We start from the raw sequence: 15,441 nt of genomic DNA, 5'->3' as shown, positions 1-15,441 counted from the left end.
GGCGGGTCAGCCGCGCAGGCGGAGGCGCGGCGGGTCAGCCGCGCAGGGCGGAGGCGAGAAGGGCGGGAAGCCTGGCGGCGGAGGGTGCCGTGGTGAAGCGGGCCAGCCTCTCGACGGTCGTCAGGGCGGTGCGGTTGGTCACGAAGTACGGAGGCCGCGGCGACAGGGACGGCGAGCCGGTGAACAGGCCGCGCGGGGCGGGGGCGAACGGTGAGCGGAGCACCGTCTTCTCGATGTCCTCCAGCAGATACGCGTTGTGCACGAACCCGATGCCGCTGCCGATGTCCTGCCGTGTGTGGCCGGGGTACGCGCCCCAGGGCGTGTAGCCCAGCAGGAAGCCGAGGGCGCACCAGGCGTTGACGCCGACGGTGCCGTAGCGCAGCCCCTCGACCGCCGAGTCCACGGCGGCGCGGTGGGCGCGCTCGGTCTTGGGGTGGACGATGAGCGTGGCGCCCAGCGTGCCGGGCAGCCTGTCGTTGGCGAAGTTCACGGCCTCGCGGAGGAACGCGTCCGCGTCCGCCCCCGGAAGCCGGACGACGCCGAGCGCGCTGCCGAAGACCTCGTCGGTGAGCAGCATGTCGTCTGCGCCGGTGAGATCGGGGACGAGGACCCGGCCGCCGCCGTCACCGAGCACCTCGGCTTCCGGATGGGCGGCGAGGACCGCGCCGAGCCTGTCGTCCACGCCCGGGTAGTAGTCGGCGCGGGGCGGCAGTTCGCGCAGCACCCGGCGGATCTCGTCGAGCAGCCGGTCGCTGCCGTCCCAGTCGCGGGGCAGGATCAGGATCTGGCTGGCGACGCAGTTGTGGCCGGAGTTGTTCATCTTGCTGGTGACGATGTGCTCGGCCTGGTACCGGAAGTCGGCGGCGCTCCAGTCGCCCGGCGCGCCCGGCGCCACGATGCACGGGGTGACACCGCCCAGTTCGCTGCTGAAGGGCTTGTCGTTCAGGGGCGTGTCGGTACGGCGCCGCTCGGCGGCCCGCTCGTCCGTACCCCACACGATCGCGTCGTGCGTCCTCTCGCTGCCGGTGACATGGATGGCGTCGACGTGCTCGTGGCGGGCGAGATGGCCGCCCACGTCGGCTCCTCCGTCGGCGAAGCGCACCCAGCCGCGGTCGACGAACTCGCTGAACACGTGCTCGAAGTGCGGGCGGAGGTAGTCGTTGACCGGGTTCATCTTGGCGATGACGGTCTGCCCCTCGGCGTAGAGCTTGTACAGGATGTCGAGCGGGGTGATGGCCGCGACGTTCCCGGCGCCGAGAACCAGCGCGACGGCGGGGCGGCCGGCGCGTCCGCGGTACTCCCCGGCGGCCCGGTCGATGACCTGGCGCGCCGTGGTGCCGGGTGTCGTCCACACCTGTGCCGTGGTCCCGTTCTGCAGCAGCGCGTCCCAGCCGGTGGCGGGGAAGACGTCCACGACGGCGCGGCCGTCGCGCTCGCGCACGGCGCCCGGGTCGACGGGTGGCTTGCCCGCGGCGAGCCGGCGCAGGACGTGCAGTTGGGCGCTCACTCCCTGGGCAAGGGCCCAGGGGGCGCCGATCCAGTCCTCGGCGGTCCACGGGGAGCCGGGCGCGAGGCCCTTGGCCACGGCGGCGTCCGCGACCATCTCCGCGGCGCGCGAGGCGATCCGCGGCAGCATGCGTTCCAGCAGGCCGATCCGCTCGGCGATCGGCGTGGCCGCCCAGGTCTCGGCGCCCGCGCGCAGATCGGCGACAGCGCGGTCCAGCGGTGAGGTGTCGAGGTCCGGGGCGGGCGTGGGGGTGGTGGGAACGGGGGCAGGGGTCATGGTGATGTCAACTCCTGGTCGGCGACGGGGTACGAGGACGACGGATCAGGCGCGGAGCCGGGACCGGTCGCGGGCCGGGTGGACGAGCGTGGCGGAGAGCAGCCCCCCGACGAGGAGCATCGCGCCGGTCATGATCACGGCGTTCTGATAGCCGTCCGGGCCCTGCCGGTCGACCATCACACCGACGATGGCCGGCGCGGCGAGGCCCGCCGTGGTGACCACGGCGTTCATGACGCCGAGCGCGCCTCCGGCCCGGGCCGGAGGGGCCAGTTCGGAGACGGTGGTGGCCGCGACGGCGGCGTACGAACCGCCGAGTCCCATTCCGACGGCCAGGAGCGCGGTCTTGGCGCCGGTACCGTCCACGAGGGGCACGCCGAGGCAGGCGAGCGCGCCGAGAGCGAGGGCAGCGCCACCGACACCACCGCGCGCCCACCGGGTGCTGACGCCGCGCCGCATCAGCCATCCGGTGATGCCGGCCTGCGCAAGCAGGACGACCGCGCCCATCACCCACGGCAGGACCACGAGGCGGCCCGCTTCGGACGAGGAGTAGCCGAGTCCGTTACGCAGGTACGACGGCAGCCACACCAGCATCAGCGCCACGGCCCAGTAGCACGTGAAGTAGGCAGCGGTGACGGCGAGCCAGGTGGGGGTGGCGAAGATGCGCCGGTACGGAACCCGCTCCCCGGCCGCGGCGGGGGCGGGGGTGTCGGTACGGGCCGTGGCCACATCGCCTCGGGCGCGTGGGGCGTCGGCCGTCCGGTACGTTCCGGTCCCGCCGAAGAAGTGCCAGACCGCCGCCCACACCAGACCGATGGCGGCGAGCACCCACAGCGCGGTGCGCCAGTGGTGGTTGTCGATGACCCAGGTGAGACCCGGGGCAGCGGTGATCACGCCGAGGGTGATCCCGAGCGTGACCAGGGCGCCGGGCAGATTGCGCAGATGGTCGGGGAACCAGCTGAACGCGGTGTGCTGGGCGACCGGGAAGGCCGGACCCTCGGCGGCGCCGAGCACGATCCGGGAGCCCACCAGCACGGCGAGTCCGCCGCCGATGGCGGGCGGTACCTGAGCCACGGACCAGAGCAGGGCCATGACCAGGATCACCGTGGTGGGCCGCACCTTGTCGGCGAACATACCGACCACGACAGCGGCGACCGAGAAGAGCAGGAAGAAGGCGCTGTTGGCGAGCCCGAACTCGGTCGCGCTGAGGTGCAGATCGGCGCGGATCTCGTCGGCCGCCAGACCCAGCACGGACTTGTCCGCAAAGTTGATCATCATGAAGACGACGAGCAGGCCGGTGACGGTCCAGGCGCGGGACCTGGTGCCGCGGCCTGCCGACGTGGGATCACCGAGCGGCCTCGATGCGGTGTCAGCGGCGGTCACGGATCCTCCGGAGTGGGTGCGGCCGGCGTCGTTGCCGGGCGGGGAGGGCGGGGAGGGCGGGGAGGGGAACGGTGAAGGGGGGGCAGGAATGCGGAGGCGTCGGGGATGCCGCGTCAGGAAAGGGGAACGCCCTCGATCGCGACGCGCTCCATGACCCGCCGCCGCGGGTAGTAGTCGTTGATCGCGTAGTGCTGGGTGGCGATGTTGTCCCAGACGGCGATCGAGTCCGCCTCCCAGTGGAAGCGGATCTGGTACTCGGGGATGCGGGCCTGGAGCACCAGCTCGTCGACCAGCTCGCGGCTCTCGGCGTCCGACAGGCCGACGATGCGCGTGGTGAAGGGTTCGTTGACGTAGAGCGTCCTGCGACCGCTGCGCGGGTGGCGCACGGCGACCGGGTGCTCGACCTGCGGCCAGTTCTTCCGGAAGGCCGCCTTCTGCGCGTCGTTCATCAGCGCGCCCCAGCTGGGCTCCCAGTCGTGGACCGCGGTGAGGCCCTCGATCCGCTCCTTCAGCTCGTCCGAGAGGTTGTCGTAGGCGGCACCCATGTCCGCCCACATGGTGTCGCCGCCCGCGGCGGGCACCTCGACGGCGCGGAGCACCGAGCCGAGGGCCGGGTTGACCATGAAGGAGTGGTCGCTGTGCCAGATGTTCTTGTTGCCCTGGGCCTTGGCGTCCTTGGCGAGCCGGGAGACCCCGACGCGCTCGGTGCCGGGGAAGAACGGGTTGGGCTCGGGCGGCCCCCAGACACCGGCCAGCGCGAGCTGGTGCTCGGCCGTGAAGCCGGTCTGGCCGCGGAAGAAGACGACCTTCCACTCCAGGAGCGCCTGCCGCAGCTCCTCGGCGAGGTCGTCCCCGATCGCCAGGGTGAGGTCGACGCCGCCGAGCACGGCGCCGAAGTGCGGGGTGAGCGGAGTGATGTCGAGGAGCTCGTACCGGGTCTCCGGGGTCCCCGGCGATGTGCGGTCGAGAACGCGTACCCCGTAGTGCATCAGGGGCTTGTCGAGGACGGGCTTGGGGTCGGCAACGGTGGTGTCCATGGTCCCTCCGAACGGCTCGAAGAATCGTTACCGGGAGTATCGATATTCGGGGACGCCCTGGCAAGAGTCTGTGACCAGAAATTCAAAACTGCCAGTAACGAATATCCGACCGGGGAAGCCGGCGGGAGGGCCCGTCAGTTCGGGGCGCCGACGGCGCGGCCGATGAGGTCGACCACGGAGTCGACCAGCCGCTCGTCGGGCATCCGCTGCTCGGCGACCATCCGGAAGACCAGCGAGGCGGCCACCAGCGTCACCGCCGCGTCCACGTCGATCCCGGGCCGCAGTTCGCCACGCGCCATTCCGCGCTCGACGATGTGCCGCATCTCCCCCGTGACGCGGGCGGTGTACTCCCTGTACGGGCCACGCTCGGAGCCCGGGTCGGCCGCGGCCGCCATCACCCCCGCCAGCAGCCTGTCGATCCCCGGCTGCCGGTACGCCTCCAGGCGCGCCATGAGGACGGCCCGCAGCTCGGCGCGGAAGGCCCCCATGTCCGGAACGGTCAGCGGACCGACCCTCGACTCGGCGGCGGCGATGACGAGATCCTGCTTGGTGGACCAACGCCGGTACATCGACGGTTTGCTGACCCCGGCCCGGGTGGCCACGGCGTCCATGGTGACCGCACCCATGCCCTGCTCGGCCACCAGCGCGACCACGGCGTCCAGGACCGCGCGCGTGACCCGCTCCTCGCGCGGCCGCCCGGGACCACGCCCGTTGCCCCGCCCCGCCTGCTCGTCGACCATGCCCCGACCCTACGGGGCGACGGCGGCCACCCCCACATCGGCCGCACGGGCCGGCGCCGGTCCTGCCCCCCGGGCCGCGCCGGCCCCGACGCCCCCGCCTCTGGCGTGAAGGTCTGAACGGTGATTCACTGCTTCCATGGCCTACCGCAAGACGCCGGCCGAGCTGGCGCGGCTCCGGGACGCACGAGAGCACCTGGTCCAGCACGCCACCGACGTGGTGGCCGAGGTGGGCTGGGCGCAGGCTTCGGTGAGCGCCGTCGCCGCCGCGGCCGGCATCGCGGCCGGCTCGGTGTACCAGCACTTTCCGTCGAAGGCCGCGCTGGCCGTCGAGGTCTTCCGGCGCGCCTCGGGCCGTGAGGTCGAGGTGCTCGGCGAGGTGCTGCGCGGCCCGGGCGACCCTGTCGAGCGGCTCACCCACGGCGTCGAGGTATTCGCCCGGCGCTCATTCGAACGCCGCGGCCTGGCCTACGCCCTGCTGGCCGCGCCCGCCGAGCCCGCTGTCGGTGCCGAGCGCCTGGAGTTCCGGCGGCGGTACCGGACGCTGTTCGCCGAGGCCGTGAGCGAGGGGGTGGCCGCGGGCCTGCTGCCGCCCCAGGACGCGCAGGTCACCGCCGCCGCCCTGACCGGGGCCGTCGGCGAGGTCCTGGTGGACCCGCTCGGCGCACCCGGCGGGAGCTCCGCCGAGGAGCTGATCGCCGAACTCACCGCGATGTCGCTGCGCTGCCTGGGCGCCGATCGAGCCCCGGCGGACTGACCGGCCGTCCCGGCACCGCCCCACCGCCCTTTCCCCCGGCCGTACCGGCACCGCCCTTCCATCGGATCACGGCCCGCGCCCGCTCATCCCCACGACTCCGGAGGACCCGCCCATGACCACCACCGAGGACACCCGGCCGGCCAGCAACCCCACCGCCCGCACCCACGAGGTGACCAACCAGACTCCGCCGCTCGTCGGCCACGACGTCGCCGAGGACCCGGTGCTGCTGGAGGGGGTACGCCGTGAGGGCGCAGAGTGGTACCTCGACGACCTGCACCGGATCGGCCGCCGCACCGGCAGCGAGGAGGTCCAGCGCTGGGCCGAGGAGGCCAACCGCCACGAGCCCGTGCTGCGTACCCACGACCGCTACGGCCACCGCGTCGACGAGGTCGACTTCCACCCCTCGTACCACTCCCTGATGGACGTCGCGCTCGGCGAGGGTCTGGCCGGCGCGCCCTGGGCGGACGAGAGGCCCGGCGTCCATGTGGCGCGTGCGGCGGGCTTCATGGTGTGGAGCTCCGCCGAGGCGGGACACGGCTGTCCGGTGTCGATGACGTACGCCGTGGTGCCGGCGCTGCGCAACGCCCCCGAGCTGGCCAAGGAGTACGAGCCGCTGCTGACCAGCCGGGTGTACGACCCGGGGCTGAAGGCACCCGGCGCCAAGCGCGGGCTCCTCGCCGGGATGGGCATGACCGAGAAGCAGGGCGGTACCGACGTCCGCGCCAACACCACCACGGCCGTACCGGCGGCCGACGGCAGCTGGCGGCTGCGCGGGCACAAGTGGTTCACCAGCGCCCCGATGAACGACCTCTTCCTCGTCCTCGCCCAGGCCCCGGGCGGCCTGTCCTGCTTCCTCGTCCCGCGCGTACTGCCCGACGGCAGCCGCAACACCTTCCGCATCCAGCGGCTGAAGGACAAGCTCGGCAACCGCTCCAACGCCAGCAGCGAGCCCGAGTTCGACGACACCGTGGCCTGGCTCGTGGGTGCCGAGGGCAAGGGCGTGCGGACCATCATCGACATGGTCACCATGACCCGCCTGGACTGCATCCTCGGCTCCGCCTCGGGTACACGCGCGGCCCTCGCCCAGGCCGCCCACCACGCCCGTCACCGCTCGGTGTTCGGCGCCGAACTCATCGACCAGCCGCTGATGCGCAACGTACTCGCGGACCTGGCCCTGGAGTCGGAGGCCGCCACCACGCTCGCCCTGCGGGTCGCGGGCGCGACCGACCGCGCCCATCGCGGCGACGCCGGCGAGCGGGCGTTCCTCCGCCTGGCGACGGCGGTCGGCAAGTACTGGGTGTGCAAGCGTCAGCCGGCGGCGGTCGCCGAGGCCCTGGAGTGCCTGGGCGGCAACGGCTACGACGAGGCGTCCGGCATGCCCCGGCTGTACCGGGAGGCCCCGCTCAACGGCATCTGGGAGGGCTCGGGCAACGTCAACGCCCTCGACGTGCTGCGCGCGATGTTCCGTGAACCGGAGTCCCTGGAGGCCTTCCGCGCGGAGGTGGAGTCGGCGGCGGGTGCGGACACCCGACTGGACGCGGCGTGGCGGGAGGTGCTGGGCGAGCTGGCACGGCCCGAGGACGCCGAGTTCCGCGCCCGGCGGCTGGTGGAGCGTCTGGCTCTGGTCCTGCAGGGCTCCCTGCTCGTACGGCACGCCCCCGCACCGGTGGCGGACGCCTTCTGCGCCTCCAGGCTGGCCGGCGACCGGGGCCTGGCCTTCGGCACCCTGCCCACGGGCACGGACGTCGCCGCCGTCCTCGAACGGCTCCCGGCCGGACTGGGGTGACCCGCAGGGTTCGGGGCGCGAGAGGGGTGCGGCCCTCGCAGGCCGTCGGCCGCACCCGCGCCGGTCCGCCGGTCAGGGGTTGAGGACCGGGATGATGTCGGAGCCGTACACGTCGATGGTCCGCTCCCGTGCGTCGTGCATGTTGTAGACGGCGAACTGGTCGACGCCCAGCTCCCGGAGCCTCCTCAGTTTCTCGATGTGGGCCCCGGCCGGGCCCAGGAGGCAGAAGCGGTCGACGATCTCGTCCGGGACGAAGTCCGTGGAGGGGTTTCCGGCGCGGCCGTGGTGGCTGTAGTCGTAGCCGTGCCGGTCCTTGATGTACGCGGTGAGCGCGTCCGGAACCATGCCGGAGTGCTCGCCGTACTTGGCGACCAGGTCGGCGACGTGGTTGCCGACCATGCCGCCGAACCAGCGGCACTGGTCGCGCGCGTGGGCCAGGGCCCCGGGCGAGTCGTCGGTGGTGACGTACGCGGGCGCGGCGACGCAGATCGTCAGTGCGTCCGGGTCGCGGCCGGCGTCCTCGGCCGCCTTCCGGACCGCCTTGACCATCCACTCCGTGAGGAACTCGTCGGCGAGCTGGAGGATGAAGCCGTCCGCCTTCTGCCCGGCGAGCGCCAGCGCCTTCGGGCCGTACGCGGCCATCCAGACCGGCAGTTTCCCGTTCCGTACCCAGGGGATCCGGATCGGGTTGCCGTCCACGACCGCCTCACGGCCCTCGGCGAGGTTGCGGATGACGTCGATGGCCTCGCCGAGCCGGGCCAGGGTGTTCGGCTTGCGTCCGGCGACGCGCATCGCCGAGTCGCCGCGGCCGATCCCGCAGACGGTGCGGTTGCCGTACATCTCGTTGAGGGTGGCGAAGGTGGAGGCGGTCACCTCCCAGGTCCGTGTGCCCGGGTTGGTGACCATCGGGCCGACGTGCAGCTTCGTCGTGTGCTCCAGGATGCGGCTGTAGATGACGAACGGCTCCTGCCAGAGCACGGCGGAGTCGAAGGTCCAGCCGTAACGGAAGCCGTTGCGCTCCGCCCGCCGCATCAGGCCGACGACCTCGGAGCCGGGCGGGTCGGTCTGCAGGACGAGTCCGAAGTCCACGTCGTTCTCCTCGTTCAGGTACTGACCGGTTCAGGTGATCGCCGGTCCGGGTGATCGCTAGTTCAGGTACTGGCAGGTGGATCGCGGGGTGAAGGCGCCGTGCCCGGCACGGCCGGTGAACTTCCGCTGGTCGATGACCAGTTCGCCGCGCGAGAGGACGGTCTCGACCTGGCCGGTGACCGTCTTGCCCTCGTACGCCGAGTAGTCGACGTTCATGTGGTGGGTCTCCGCCGACAGCGTCTGGACGGTGTGCGGGTCGTAGATCACGATGTCGGCGTCCGCGCCCGGGGCGATGGTGCCCTTCTGCGGGTACAGGCCGAACATCCGGGCCGGCGTGGCGCAGGCGATCTCGATCCAGCGACGGCGGCTGATGTGCCCGTCGACGACGGCCTGGTGGAGCAGGTCCATGCGGTTCTCCACGCCCGGGAGGCCGTTGGGGATCTTCGAGAAGTCCCCTCGGCCCAGATCCTTCTGGCCGACGAAGCAGAAGGGGCAGTGGTCGGTGGAGACCACCTGGAGGTCATTCGTGCGCAGCCCCCGCCACAGGGCCGCCTGGTGCTCCTTCGGCCGCAGCGGCGTCGAGCAGACGTACTTGGCGCCCTCGAAGTCCGGTTCGGCGAGGTTGTCGGTGGAGAGGAAGAGGTACTGGGGGCAGGTCTCGCCGAAGACCGGCAGCCCCTTGTCCCGGGCCGCCGCCAGCTCCGCGACCGCCTCCTCCGCCGAGACATGGACGACGTACAGCGGCGCCCCGGCGACCCGGGCGAGCTGGATCGCCCGGTGGGTGGCCTCGGCCTCCAGGAGGACCTTGCGGACCTCGCCGTGGTAGCGGGGGTCGGTCTCGCCGCGGGCCAGGGCCTGTTCGACCAGGACGTCGATCGCGATGCCGTTCTCGGCGTGCATCATGATGAGCCCGCCGTCGTCGGCGGCGCGCTGCATCGCGCGCAGGATCTGCCCGTCGTCCGAGTAGAAGACCCCCGGGTACGCCATGAACAGCTTGAACGAGCTGACGCCTTCCTGGACGAGCCGGTCCATCTCCTTGAGCGTCGACTCGTTCACGTCCGACATGATCATGTGGAAGCCGTAGTCGATGGCACACTGCCCGTCGGCCTTGGCGTACCACGCGTCGAGCCCTTCGCGCAGGGAGCGGCCGACGCTCTGCACGGCGAAGTCGACGATGGTGGTCGTGCCGCCCCAGGCGGCGGCCCGGGTGCCGGTCTCGAAGGTGTCGGAGGCGAAGGTGCCGCCGAAGGGCAGCTCCATGTGGGTGTGCGCGTCGACGCCGCCCGGGATGACGTAGCGGTCGGTGGCGTCGATGGTGCGGTCGGCGGTCCAGCCGGCGGCCGCGTCGGATCCGTGCGCGGCGAGCGCGGCGATCCGGCCGTCCTCGATCAGGACGTCTGCGTGGATCTCGTCGGCGGCGGTGACGACGAGGCCGCCGCGGATGAGGGTTCGGGTGCTCACGGGTGTGTCCCCCTGGCTGGATACGGTGAACTACAGGGAACGGAGGGCCTGTTCGAGGATGTCCGCGCCCTCCTCGGCCTCGGCGACGGTCAGCGAGAGCGGTGGGGCGATCCGCAGCGAGCTGGTGTTGTGGCCGCCGCCCTTGCCGATGAGCAGTCCGTTCTCGCGGGCGGACTCCAGGACGGCCGCGGCGGCCGCCGGGTCGGCCTCGTCGGTGCCCGGCCGGGTCAGTTCGATGCCGATCATCAGACCGCGGCCGCGGACCTCCCGCACGGCGTCGATGCCGGCGCCGACGGCCCGCAGCCGCTCGATCAGCAGGCCGCCGACGCGCCGGGCGTTGCCCTGGAGGTCGTGTTCGAGGAGGTACCCGAGGTTGGCGAGGCCCGCGGCCATGGTGATCGGCGAGCCGCCGAAGGTGGAGATCGAGTTGGCGTCGAGACAGTTCATGATCTCGGCGCGGGCGACGACTCCGCCGACCGACATGCCGTTGCCGATGCCCTTGGCGAAGGTGAGGATGTCGGGCGGACCCGCCAGGCCGTGCGCCTGCCAGCCCCAGAAGTGGTCGCCGGTGCGGCCCCAGCCGGTCTGCACCTCGTCGGAGATCCAGAGGATGCCGTGCCGGTCGAGGACGCGGCGGAAGGCGGCGTAGAGCCCGTCGGGCGGGGAGGTGAAGCCGCCGACGCCCTGGATGGGTTCGGCGATGAGGGCGGCGACGTCCCGCGTGTGGCCGAGCAGGTCCTCCAGGTCGGCGACGCACGCCTCGATGAAGCGCTCGTCGGTGTACTGCGCGTACGGCCCGCGGGTGCGGACGCCGCCGTGCACGTACAGCGTCTGGAGCGGGGAGAGGCTCGTCGGGGACCAGGCGCGGTTGCCGGTGATGCCGACCGTGGAGAAGGACCGGCCGTGGTAGCTGTTGCGCATCGCGAGGAGCTGGTTGGAGCGCCGGTACGTGGTGGCGAGCAGCAGGGCCGTGTCGTTGGCCTCGGTGCCGGAGGTGGTGAAGAAGACGCGGGCGTCGGGGATGCCGGAGAGGGCGGCGATCCGCTCGGCGAGCTCCACCATGGGGCGGTTGAGGTAGAGCGTGGAGGAGTGGATGATCCGGCCGGCCTGCTCGGCGACGGCCTTGGTGACCTCGGGCACCGCGTGGGCGGTCATGGTGGTGAGGATGCCGCCGAAGAAGTCGAGATACCGGGTGCCCTCGGCGTCCCAGACGTGGCGGCCCTCGCCGTGGGTGATCTCGATGGGGTCCTTGTAGTAGAGGGCGACCCAGTCGGGGATGACGGCGCGATGGCGGTCGTAGAGGCCGGTCACGGCTGCACCAGCCCGTCGTAGGCGTCGGGTCGGCGGTCGCGGTAGAACGCCCACTGCTGCCGGACCTCCTCGATGAGACGGAAGTCGAGGTCGCGGACGACGAGTTCCTCCGTCTTGTCCGAGGCGGTCTCGCCGACGAACTGGCCGCGGGGGTCGACGAAGTAGCTGGTGCCGTAGAAGTCGTTGTCGCCGTACTCCTCGATGCCGACGCGGTTGATGGCGGCGACGAAGTACTCGTTGGCGACGGCGGCGGCCGGCTGTTCGAGCTGCCAGAGATAGGACGAGAGGCCGCGGTGGGTGGCCGAGGGGTTGTAGACCAACTGGGCTCCGTTGAGACCGAGTTGACGCCAGCCCTCGGGGAAGTGGCGGTCGTAGCAGATATAGACGCCGACCTTGCCGACGGCGGTGTCGAAGACCGGCCAGCCGAGGTTGCCCGGGCGGAAGTAGTACTTCTCCCAGAAGCCCTTGACCTGGGGGATGTGGTGCTTGCGGTACTTGCCGAGGTAGGTGCCGTCGGCGTCGATGACGGCGGCGGTGTTGTAGTAGAAACCGGCGCCCTCGACCTCGAAGACCGGCACGACGATCACCATCCCGGTCTCCCGGGCGAGCTCCCGCATCCGGCTCACGGTGGGCCCGTCGGGCACGGGTTCGGCCCAGCGGTAGTGCTCGGGGTCCTGAACCTGGCAGAAGTAGGGGGCGTTGAAGACCTCCTGGAACCCGATGACCTTGGCGCCCTGCCGGGCCGCCTCACGGGCGTGCTCCTCATGCTTGGCGATCATGGATTCGGTGTCGCCGGTCCAGGTCGCCTGGACGAGTGCGGCGCGTACGACGTCGGTCATGAGCTGCTCCTTCGGCACGGCGTCAGAGAGCCTCTACGCACGTAGACACGGTGCGTAGGAGGAGAACGTAAGCCCCGTCACACCCCGGAGCAAGACCACCGCCGTGAACCGCCGGAGTCGATCATGTTTCATACCCGAGTGGTCCATGTCGGACACGCACCGACACGATCGGGTTGACGTACGGGCGGTTGTCACCGGTCGCGCGGAGTGTGCGGATCCGGGTCAGACGCCCGCCAGGCCCGCCACGCGAAGGGCGTGGAGCAGGTCGCGTTCGAGGGCCGCGGAGATCGCGGCGGCCGCGGTGCGGAGTTGGGGGATCAGGCCGTGCGGGTCGGCGGCGGCGAGGTGGGCGGCGTCCTCGGGCGTACGGATCCGGAGGAACGCCGTGAGCAGGGCGTGGGCCTCGCGACGGTGCCCCTCGGCGTGCAGCGCGGCGCACGCGCCCGCCAGTTCGCCGACCGGGCGGGAGACTCCCTGCCGCAGCAGCCGCTCGCAGTCCTCGGACCTGCCCGCGTCGGCGAGCGCCCCGGCGACGGCGGCGAGGCGTTCCGGCGGCAGCAGGGCCGCCTCCCACAGGAGCGTGGACCAGTCGGCGCCGAGGCCGGCCCGGTGCAGCTCCGCGGCGAGCGCCGGGAGCCAGGCAGGAGGCCCGGCGACGGCCTCGCAGAGGAGTGCGTGCGCCTCGCCGCTGCGGCCCTGGGAGCGCAGCCGCTGGAGCGCGTAGACCGCGTTCCCGGCCGCGCGGGCCGCGCCCTCGGCGGCCTCGCTCGCCGGCGGACGGGACGCGGAGGCGGGGCCGGAGGGGGCGGTGGGAGGCGCCTCGGCTCCGCCGAACCGGGCACCGCGGGGCGCCGAGCCGGCCGCAGGCAGGTCGGGTACGGACACGGGGGCCGGTACGCCCTCCTCGCCCTCCTCGGCCCCGCCGAGCCAGGCGTACCGAGCGCCGCGCGGCTTCCGCCGGGGCGCGGGGGCGGGGGCGGGGGCGGACCCTGCGGCGGGGGCGGGGGCGGGGGCGGACCCTGCGGCGGGGGCGGGGGCGGGCGCGGGCCCTGCGGCGGAGGCGGACGCGGGCCCGGGGGCGGTGGTGGAGACGGACGCCGGCGTCGGCCGCCGGTCGTCGGCGAGTGCCGCGAGGCGCGCCGCGAGGTCCGCGATCCGGGCGGTCGCCCGAGCATGGTCGTCCCGGGCCCAGGCCAGTTCGCCGCCGATCCGCTCGGCGTCCGGCCCGCCGCCCTGCGCCTCTCTCAGCGCCGCGTCGAGTTCCTGGACGCGGGTCTCGGCGTACCGCCGCTCGCGCTCCATCGCCCCCAGGCGCTCGCGCAGCACCTCCGCGCCGCCGGGCCGCCGGTCATGGGCCGCGGCGGCCGCGCCGTGCAGAGCTCTCGCCCGGGTGGCCTGCGGTCCGAGGGGCGACTCGCCCAGGTCCTGGAGCAGCGACTCGACGACGTCCCAGGGCAGGATCTCCGTACCGTCGAAACAGGCCCGCAGGCCCTCCGGGTCACGGCTCGCGAAGACGCCGTACCACCCTTCCCCCGGCACCAGGCTCGCCGCCAGACCTCTGAGGTAGCGCGCGAACGCACCTACCTCCGCCGGGAGTTGATACACCGTCATATCGTCCGCACCGCCCGCGCACTCGACTGGGCCCTTCCGGTCCGGGGGTATTCGACCTCAGTCGTGTTACGGGACGGCTACGGACTGTTTTCGTCCGGTGCCCGCTCCGATGGCGAACGGGTCAGAAACGCACCGCTATCCCGGTGTGCGGCCGCTTCCCCAGCCGGGCGATCATGGCGGGCCAGTCGACGAGCCAGAACTGCCAGGTGTACTTGCGCGAGAGCAGCTTCCGCACCCGCCGCAGCTCCTCGCCCTCCAGGAGCCGGCCACGGCCCTCCAGGCGTACCGCGCCCTCCTCGACGTTCCCGCGCAGGTCGCAGACGGCGACCACGGTCCGCGGGTCGTTCCGCAGCCGCTTCACCTTCCAGGAGTCGGTGCGGGTCCAGGCGTACAGCTCGTCGCCCTCGACCGCGTACCAGACCGGGGTCGCGACGCCCGTGCCGTTCCGGCGGAAGGTTGTCAGACTGACGTAGCGGCCGCGCCGCAGCTCCTCGGGAATCATGCCGTCGAGACTAACGGCGCTCGTAGGCCGCCCGGGCCGCGGTGACCTCCGGGACGTGCGCGCGGGCCCAGTCGCAGGCGGTGTCGAGCGGCCCGATGAGCGAACGGCCGAGGGCGGTCAGCGCGTACTCGACGCGCGGCGGGTTCTCGTCGTGGACGGTCCGGGTGAGGAAGCCGTTGCGCTCCATGGAACGCAGGGTTTCGGTGAGCACCTTGGGAGTGATCCAGTGGAGCGGGACGCGCAGCTCGGAGAAGCGGCGCGGCCGGCCGTCCTCCAGGCAGCGGAGCACCATGCCGGTCCACTTGTCGCCGACACGGAAGGGCTGCGCGTGGTCGGCGCAGGCCGGATCGTCGAACAGATCGGGCGCGAGGGGCTCTCGCCCGGCGGCCCTGCGCTCGGTCACATGCTCGTTCATGCGTCCGAAGCTAGACCAGTACCGTTGAAGTAACCAGGCGTCCCCGCCCTACGGTCGGCACATGAGCGAAGACACGAGGAACATCATCGTTTTCGGGGCGGGCGGACGGGTCGGCCGCGCCGTCGTGACGCGGGCCGCGGCCCGGGGCCACCGGGTGACCGCCGTGGTGCGCGAGCCCGCCAAGTACCGGGATCTGGGCGGCGGTTCGGTCACGGTCGTACGGGGAGACGTCACGGATCCGGCGTCGGTGGCCGCCCTCGCCACGGGCCACGACGCGGCGGTCAACGCCTCGGCCCGTCTCGATCTGCCCTCGGAGGAGTACTTCACGGCGGCGGCGAAGGCCCTGCTCACCGGTCTCGGCGAGGCGGGGGTACGACGGCTGCTGACCCTGGGCATCGCGACGACGCTGGAGACCTCGCCCGGGGTCCGGCTGATGGACGCGCCCGAATTCCCCGCCGAGTGGCGGGCGTTCGCCCAAGGGCACGTGGCGGAGTTCGAGCTGCTCACGGGCGAGGCGGGGCCCGAGCTCGACTGGCTGATGGTCGTCCCGCCGCTGGACCTGAACGCGGAGGCGGAGGTGGCCGGCGCGTACCGGACGGCGGTGGGCACGGTGCTCGACGGGCCGGGGCGGATCGCCCATGCGGACCTCGCGTCGGCGATCGTCGACGAGATCGAGCGGCCACGCCACAGCCGCGTCCAGCTCGCCGTCTCGGCCTGAGGCGACGCGGCGGCC

General features: G+C 72.6%; 14 protein-coding genes. 3 read left to right on the top strand and 11 right to left on the bottom strand.

Annotated features, from left to right (window positions below):
• Positions 1-34 precede the first annotated feature (34 nt).
• The 4 genes from ACZ3OF_RS00765 to ACZ3OF_RS00750 form a co-directional block, all read right to left on the bottom strand.
• The gene (locus ACZ3OF_RS00765) at positions 35-1,783 is read right to left on the bottom strand and encodes an aldehyde dehydrogenase family protein (protein ID WP_467301882.1); all 1,749 of its coding nucleotides are present in this window, start codon (positions 1,781-1,783) and stop codon (positions 35-37) included.
• Between the two features lie 45 nt (positions 1,784-1,828).
• Positions 1,829-3,163: an MFS transporter gene (locus ACZ3OF_RS00760; protein WP_467301880.1), complete on the bottom strand. Its 1,335-nt coding sequence runs from the start codon at positions 3,161-3,163 to the stop codon at positions 1,829-1,831.
• A 113-nt stretch (positions 3,164-3,276) separates the two neighbouring features.
• On the bottom strand, positions 3,277-4,200 hold the full coding sequence (locus ACZ3OF_RS00755) for a TauD/TfdA dioxygenase family protein (protein WP_361667094.1): 924 nt from the start codon (positions 4,198-4,200) through the stop codon (positions 3,277-3,279).
• Positions 4,201-4,334: 134 nt separating this feature from the next.
• Positions 4,335-4,940, bottom strand: a complete 606-nt coding sequence (locus ACZ3OF_RS00750) for a TetR/AcrR family transcriptional regulator (RefSeq protein WP_361667095.1) — start codon at positions 4,938-4,940, stop codon at positions 4,335-4,337.
• A 136-nt stretch (positions 4,941-5,076) separates the two neighbouring features.
• Here ACZ3OF_RS00750 and ACZ3OF_RS00745 point away from each other — a divergent pair, with 136 nt between their 5' ends.
• Positions 5,077-5,694 (top strand): TetR/AcrR family transcriptional regulator, encoded by a 618-nt coding sequence (locus ACZ3OF_RS00745; RefSeq protein WP_467301878.1) that lies wholly within the window; start codon positions 5,077-5,079, stop codon positions 5,692-5,694.
• Positions 5,695-5,806: 112 nt separating this feature from the next.
• Complete coding sequence (locus ACZ3OF_RS00740; RefSeq protein WP_467301876.1) at positions 5,807-7,480, top strand: acyl-CoA dehydrogenase family protein; 1,674 nt, start codon at positions 5,807-5,809, stop codon at positions 7,478-7,480.
• Between the two features lie 72 nt (positions 7,481-7,552).
• Here ACZ3OF_RS00740 and ACZ3OF_RS00735 read toward each other — a convergent pair whose 3' ends face one another.
• The 7 genes from ACZ3OF_RS00735 to ACZ3OF_RS00705 form a co-directional block, all read right to left on the bottom strand.
• Complete coding sequence (locus tag ACZ3OF_RS00735; RefSeq protein WP_361667098.1) at positions 7,553-8,569, bottom strand: TIGR03842 family LLM class F420-dependent oxidoreductase; 1,017 nt, start codon at positions 8,567-8,569, stop codon at positions 7,553-7,555.
• A gap of 57 nt (positions 8,570-8,626) precedes the next feature.
• A complete protein-coding gene (gene hydA / locus ACZ3OF_RS00730) occupies positions 8,627-10,030 on the bottom strand; it encodes a dihydropyrimidinase (RefSeq protein ID WP_467301874.1) in 1,404 nt (467 codons plus the stop codon).
• 30 nt (positions 10,031-10,060) lie between these two features.
• The gene (locus ACZ3OF_RS00725; protein WP_361667100.1) at positions 10,061-11,341 is read right to left on the bottom strand and encodes an aspartate aminotransferase family protein; all 1,281 of its coding nucleotides are present in this window, start codon (positions 11,339-11,341) and stop codon (positions 10,061-10,063) included.
• The gene (locus tag ACZ3OF_RS00720) at positions 11,338-12,180 is read right to left on the bottom strand and encodes a nitrilase-related carbon-nitrogen hydrolase (RefSeq protein WP_361667102.1); all 843 of its coding nucleotides are present in this window, start codon (positions 12,178-12,180) and stop codon (positions 11,338-11,340) included. Before ACZ3OF_RS00720 ends, ACZ3OF_RS00725 begins: the two co-directional genes overlap by 4 nt.
• Positions 12,181-12,402: 222 nt before the next feature.
• A complete protein-coding gene (locus tag ACZ3OF_RS00715; protein WP_467301871.1) occupies positions 12,403-13,791 on the bottom strand; it encodes a UL36 very large tegument protein in 1,389 nt (462 codons plus the stop codon).
• A 121-nt stretch (positions 13,792-13,912) separates the two neighbouring features.
• Entirely contained in the window at positions 13,913-14,293 is a 381-nt protein-coding gene (locus ACZ3OF_RS00710; protein WP_361667105.1) for a PPOX class F420-dependent oxidoreductase, read from the bottom strand.
• 10 nt (positions 14,294-14,303) lie between these two features.
• Positions 14,304-14,708 carry a winged helix-turn-helix transcriptional regulator gene (locus ACZ3OF_RS00705; protein WP_361667107.1) on the bottom strand — a complete coding sequence of 135 codons (405 nt, stop codon included), beginning with the start codon at positions 14,706-14,708 and terminating at the stop codon, positions 14,304-14,306.
• 61 nt (positions 14,709-14,769) lie between these two features.
• Here ACZ3OF_RS00705 and ACZ3OF_RS00700 point away from each other — a divergent pair, with 61 nt between their 5' ends.
• Positions 14,770-15,426, top strand: coding sequence for an NAD(P)-dependent oxidoreductase (locus tag ACZ3OF_RS00700; RefSeq protein WP_361667108.1), 657 nt, complete (start codon positions 14,770-14,772; stop codon positions 15,424-15,426).
• Positions 15,427-15,441 lie beyond the last annotated feature (15 nt).

The organism is Streptomyces sp. NPDC022552, assembly GCF_055561875.1.
The sequence above is the reverse complement of the archived record's forward strand: the minus strand, read 5'-3'. Positions and strand labels throughout refer to the sequence as shown.